At 35.5% G+C, this 4,797-nt stretch carries 6 protein-coding genes; 1 reads left to right on the top strand and 5 read right to left on the bottom strand.

Annotated elements, in window-relative coordinates; all coding sequences use genetic code 11:
- The coding region (locus FEZ33_RS11860; RefSeq protein WP_138405300.1) for a transposase at positions 1–151 on the top strand (151 nt) is incomplete at its 5' end.
- A 160-nt stretch (positions 152–311) separates the two neighbouring features.
- On the opposite strand, the gene FEZ33_RS11855 is transcribed toward FEZ33_RS11860, so the two are convergent.
- From FEZ33_RS11855 to acpP, 5 genes are all read right to left on the bottom strand, one after another.
- On the bottom strand, positions 312–1,235 hold the full coding sequence (locus FEZ33_RS11855) for an ABC transporter permease (RefSeq protein ID WP_212746711.1): 924 nt from the start codon (positions 1,233–1,235) through the stop codon (positions 312–314).
- A gap of 55 nt (positions 1,236–1,290) precedes the next feature.
- Positions 1,291–2,253, bottom strand: a complete 963-nt coding sequence (gene opp4B / locus FEZ33_RS11850; protein WP_138405576.1) for an oligopeptide ABC transporter permease — start codon at positions 2,251–2,253, stop codon at positions 1,291–1,293.
- Positions 2,254–2,257: 4 nt separating this feature from the next.
- Positions 2,258–3,217: an ATP-binding cassette domain-containing protein gene (locus FEZ33_RS11845; RefSeq protein ID WP_138405575.1), complete on the bottom strand. Its 960-nt coding sequence runs from the start codon at positions 3,215–3,217 to the stop codon at positions 2,258–2,260.
- Complete coding sequence (locus tag FEZ33_RS11840) at positions 3,217–4,230, bottom strand: ABC transporter ATP-binding protein (protein ID WP_138405574.1); 1,014 nt, start codon at positions 4,228–4,230, stop codon at positions 3,217–3,219. Before FEZ33_RS11840 ends, FEZ33_RS11845 begins: the two co-directional genes overlap by 1 nt.
- A gap of 92 nt (positions 4,231–4,322) precedes the next feature.
- Positions 4,323–4,562 (bottom strand): acyl carrier protein, encoded by a 240-nt coding sequence (gene acpP / locus FEZ33_RS11835; RefSeq protein WP_138405573.1) that lies wholly within the window; start codon positions 4,560–4,562, stop codon positions 4,323–4,325.
- Positions 4,563–4,797: the final 235 nt, after the last annotated feature.

The raw sequence follows: 4,797 nt of genomic DNA, 5'->3' as shown, positions 1-4,797 counted from the left end.
CGAAGGTATTAATAATAAAATTAAAGTATTGAAACGAACAGCCTACGGCTATCGAAATTACAGTCATTTTAGAGACCGTATTTTACTTATGACGCGATTATATGTCCCTCAGACAAATAAAAAAGATCAAGCAACAACTTATGCTGCTTGATCTTGATTAAAATGAGTCATCAACCCTATTTGACAAAGAGCCTAAAAATTTTAATATATAAGTTAAGTTTCATCAAATTTTACAGATAGCATTAGAAAAAAACTCATAAAAAAACCGAGCGACGCATCGCTCGGTTCTAAAAAATAGTATTTGTAACTGTTTATCCAAGACGTTGTTTTGAATCAGCCACACGTTGGAATGCTTGTCCCATATAGTTAATACTTAACATTAGTGCTAAGATTACTCCAACAGCGGGAAGCCATACCCATACTTTGTTTTGAATAACATCTGGGTTGTTCGCCGCAGCGATTAAAGTACCTAAACTTGGTGTTTCAGATGGTAAACCGAAGCCTAAGAAAGTTAGACCTGTCTCAATACCGATATTACCTGAAAGACCTAACGTTAAGCTTGTAATGATTAATGAACTTAAGTTCGGCATTAACTCTAGATACATAATTTTCCAATCCGGTGTTCCCATCGTTTTAGAAGCGCTTATATAATCTTTAGACGCTTCACTTAAAGCGGATGTACGGAACAATCGAACTCCTCCGGCCCAACCTAATGCTGATAGAATAGCAATGAGTGACCACATATCAAATCGACGAACAATTGTTACGATTACAATGATTAATACTAATGGTGGTAAAATAATGATGAAGTCGACAATACGCATCATAATATCTTCTACAAATCCACCATAGTAACCTGCGATAATTCCTAAAGCAATACTAATAATTGATGTAATAATAGTTACGGCAAAACCAATAAATATACTATTACGTGTACCAATAATTAAGAGTGAGAGAACATCTCGTCCACCCTCTTCAGCTCCAAGAATAAAACCATTTTCTCCTGGTTCAGCATATCGACTAAATAAATCAACTCTAGTTGCTGCATCATGATCGACAACCATCGCACCAATGAATGCAATTAAGATGATTGCAATGAATACAAATAACGCAACGATTGCTGCCTTATCTTTGACAAACTCTCTTCGAATGACTTCGAATCCCATAGGAGGTAATGCTTCGCCTTCAGCTTGAGCTACCTCTAACGACTGATCTAAAGCTTCTTCATTTATCATTTGATCTTCTTTGTTATATTGTTTTTCTTCTTTATCCATGAAACATTCCTCCTTTCTAGTTGATTCGGATTCTTGGGTCAACAAATATCATAATAATATCTGATATTAACGTTCCCAATAAAGTCATAATACCGAATAACAGTACAAGTGTCGTCATAACTGTAAAGTCACGTCCAGTGATCGATGTAATAAATAGTTGTCCCATACCTTGGTAAGTAAAGATTTGCTCTGTAATTACTGATCCTGAAATTAATCCAGTTAAAGTATATCCCATACTTTGCGCAATCGGTAACATTGAGTTTCTGAAGATATGGCGACTATAAATCTTACTCATCGGTACACCTTTTGAACGAGCTGTACGTACGTAATCTTGTGATTTAGCATCTACAACTCCAGTTCTTAAGTACTGGATGATACCCGTTGTACTTAAAATACCCATTGTAAAGGCAGGAAGAATCATATGATAAATTCTAGAACCAATATATTCTAAAGTCCCTGGTTGAATACCAGAACCTACAGTACCACGAGTTGGGAACCAACCTAGTGTATAACCAAATAGCCAGATAAATAATAGACCTAATACGAAAGTCGGTACTGAATAGGTTACAAAGTTATAAACGTTAACTGTACGATCAAAGAATGAGTTTTGGAATCGACCTGATAATAAACCTAATGGTAAGGCAATTGCATAAGTAATAATTACAGTTAATAGTGATAGCCATAATGTTGGTCCGATACGTTGGCTAATAATTTGAGCTACTGGCATACGGTGTGCCCAACTACGACCGAAGTCTCCTTGTAGCGCGCCGCCCATCCAATCAACATATCTTTCCGGCCATGATTTATTTAAACCTAATTGTTCACGCATTGCTTCAATTTGATCAGCAGAAATAGTTGGATCCACTAACCCAGTCAGTGCATCCCCGGGCATCATTGCACCTAGAACAAATACAATAATACTTAGGATAAACACTTGGGGAATCATAAGAACAACACGTCTTAATATTGTTTTCCACATAGTATTAAGCGCCCCCTTCTAAAGTCGAAGCTACATCTTTTAAAGCAACTGAATGGGTATCAGAGACTGCTTTTAAATCATAAACTCGACCATTTTCACTAAAGTATTTTGATTGGTTTTCTTGATATACCTTTTCAACGCGTAAACGGTTCTTCTTATGCTCATCACGATTGTTAGGATCGATTTGAGGAATAGCCGAAAGTAAACGACGTGTATAGATATGTTGAGGATCTTCATAGATGTCCTCTTTATTACCGTACTCTGTGAAGCGCCCACGATACATAATCGCAATTTCATCACACATGTGTTTTACAACACCTAAATCGTGTGAGATGAATAAATAACTAACGTTATATTCTTCTTGAATTCTCTTCATGAAGTTAAGAACTTGAGCTTGAACTGATAAATCTAGTGCCGATACAGGTTCATCTGCGATAATTAATTTAGGATTAATTGCCACAGCTCTCGCTACACCGATACGTTGTCTTTGTCCACCAGAGAATTGATGCGGGTATTTAGTTAAAGCATCTTCTGTTAAACCAACAATATCTAAAAGCTCAATCATACGGCGACGTTCTTCATCTGGTGTCATATTCGTAAAGTTACGAATAGGCTCAGCTAAAACGTCAACGATTCTCTTTTTAGGGTTAAAACTTGACATAGCATCTTGGAAAATCATCTGAACATTTTGACGGTAATCTGAACGACGTTTACGAGCTTCTTTCGAAACATCTTGACCGTTATAGTAAATCTCACCAGATGTAATCTTCTCTAATCCAACAATGGCTTTACCAATTGTCGATTTACCAGATCCAGATTCCCCGACTAGACCGTAAGTTTTACCTTCTTCGAATGATAAGTCTACACCATCAACTGCATATACATAATCTGTGACTCTGTTAAGGAAGCCACTACGTATTGGATAATGTACTTTTAAATCTTTTATCTCTATTAATCCAGACATTATTCAACCTCCTCAGGGAAGTAGAAGTTTTCATGACAAGTACAACGTACCCAATGACCTTCTGCTACTTCGTGTAATTCAGGATTATGCTCATGTTCCTCTTCATTAATCCAAGGAATTCGGTGGGCAAAACGACATCCTGTTCTTGGTAGATTTGTGATTGACGGAACTACACCTTGAATAACATGTAGTTCTCCTGATTCTTCATCCACTAAATCATTAGATTGTGGAATTGATCTTAATAATGACCTTGTGTATGGATGTTTAGGATTATTAAATAACTCTTCCACTGTTGCGATTTCCACAAACTCACCTGCATACATTACAGCTACTCGGTCAGCCGTTTCAGCAACTACTCCTAAGTCATGGGTAATTAAGATAATTCCTGACTCTGTTTCTTCTTGAATTTCATTTAATAAATCAAGAATCTGTGCTTGAATCGTAACGTCTAAAGCTGTTGTTGGCTCATCAGCGATGATGATACCTGGTTTACATGCTAAAGCAATGGCAATAATAACACGTTGTCTCATACCACCTGAAAGTTCGTGAGGATATTGTTTTGCCATACGTTTTGGATTGGCAATTCCCACTTGATCTAATAATTCGAGGATACGATTATGACGTTCCTTTTTATTTAATTTAGTATGATAAAATAATGGCTCTTCAATTTGTGCTTCAATTGTCATTAATGGGTTCAATGAAGCTAATGGATCTTGGAAAATCATTCCAATCTCATCACCACGAATTTTTAGATATTCTTTCTCGGACATGTTTAAAATGTTTTTGCCTTTATAGTTAATTTCGCCTGTTTGTTTTGAATTTTTTGGATCATGAAGACCTACAATCGCAGTTGCGAGTGTACTTTTACCAGAACCAGATTCTCCAACGATTGCTAATTTTTCATTCTTAGATAATGTTAATGACACACCATCTACAGCATTATAGTAATCATCTTTAACACGGAATCCAATTTCTACGTCTTTCATTTCCAATATTATCTTGTTACTTTCCATAATTTCCCTCCGGTGTCCTTTATAAAAAAATAAAAACCCTACTTATTGAAAAACAAGCAGCGTTGTTTTTTTATATATTGCTAAAGATAGAATTATTTTAATTCATCGATGTATCTTACTGCGTCACCTACTGTAGATAATTCTTCTATTCTTTCGTCATCGAACTGGATATTGAATTGATCTTCTAATTCCATAACAAGTTCCACAACGTCTAATGAATCAGCTCCAAGGTCTTCAAATGTCATTTCTGAATTTACTTTATCTTCTTGAACACCGAAACGATCTACAATCATTTCTCTTACAGTATTTAAAGTATTTTGATTTTCACTCAATTGATACACCTCCGTTCATTATAACAGATTTACATTATATAATATGATACAAATAATCATCTCATTTGTCTATCATTTTTTCTAATTAATTATATCTTTTTTATATTTCCTCTGTTGTCAAATCAAATGCAACACTATTGTTATTCAAAAGACATACCCCATTAGACTTTTAGGTATAGGGTTTCCCCCATGGGGGAAATGTCGCTTTTCGATTCTTTTATAACTCAAGTCTTTA

It is taken from the genome of Ruoffia tabacinasalis (assembly GCF_005864045.1).
GTDB classification, from domain to species: domain Bacteria; phylum Bacillota; class Bacilli; order Lactobacillales; family Aerococcaceae; genus Ruoffia; species Ruoffia tabacinasalis.
The sequence above is the reverse complement of the archived record's forward strand: the minus strand, read 5'-3'. Positions and strand labels throughout refer to the sequence as shown.

Excerpts from the sequence above, each read along its gene's own strand:
- FEZ33_RS11845 (WP_138405575.1), bottom strand. The coding sequence starts at position 3,217 with ATGTCTGGATTAATAGAGATAAAAGATTTAAAAGTACATTATCCAATA.
- FEZ33_RS11855 (WP_212746711.1), bottom strand. The coding sequence starts at position 1,235 with ATGATAAATGAAGAAGCTTTAGATCAGTCGTTAGAGGTAGCTCAAGCT.
- FEZ33_RS11840 (WP_138405574.1), bottom strand. The coding sequence starts at position 4,230 with ATGGAAAGTAACAAGATAATATTGGAAATGAAAGACGTAGAAATTGGA.
- opp4B (WP_138405576.1), bottom strand. The coding sequence starts at position 2,253 with ATGTGGAAAACAATATTAAGACGTGTTGTTCTTATGATTCCCCAAGTG.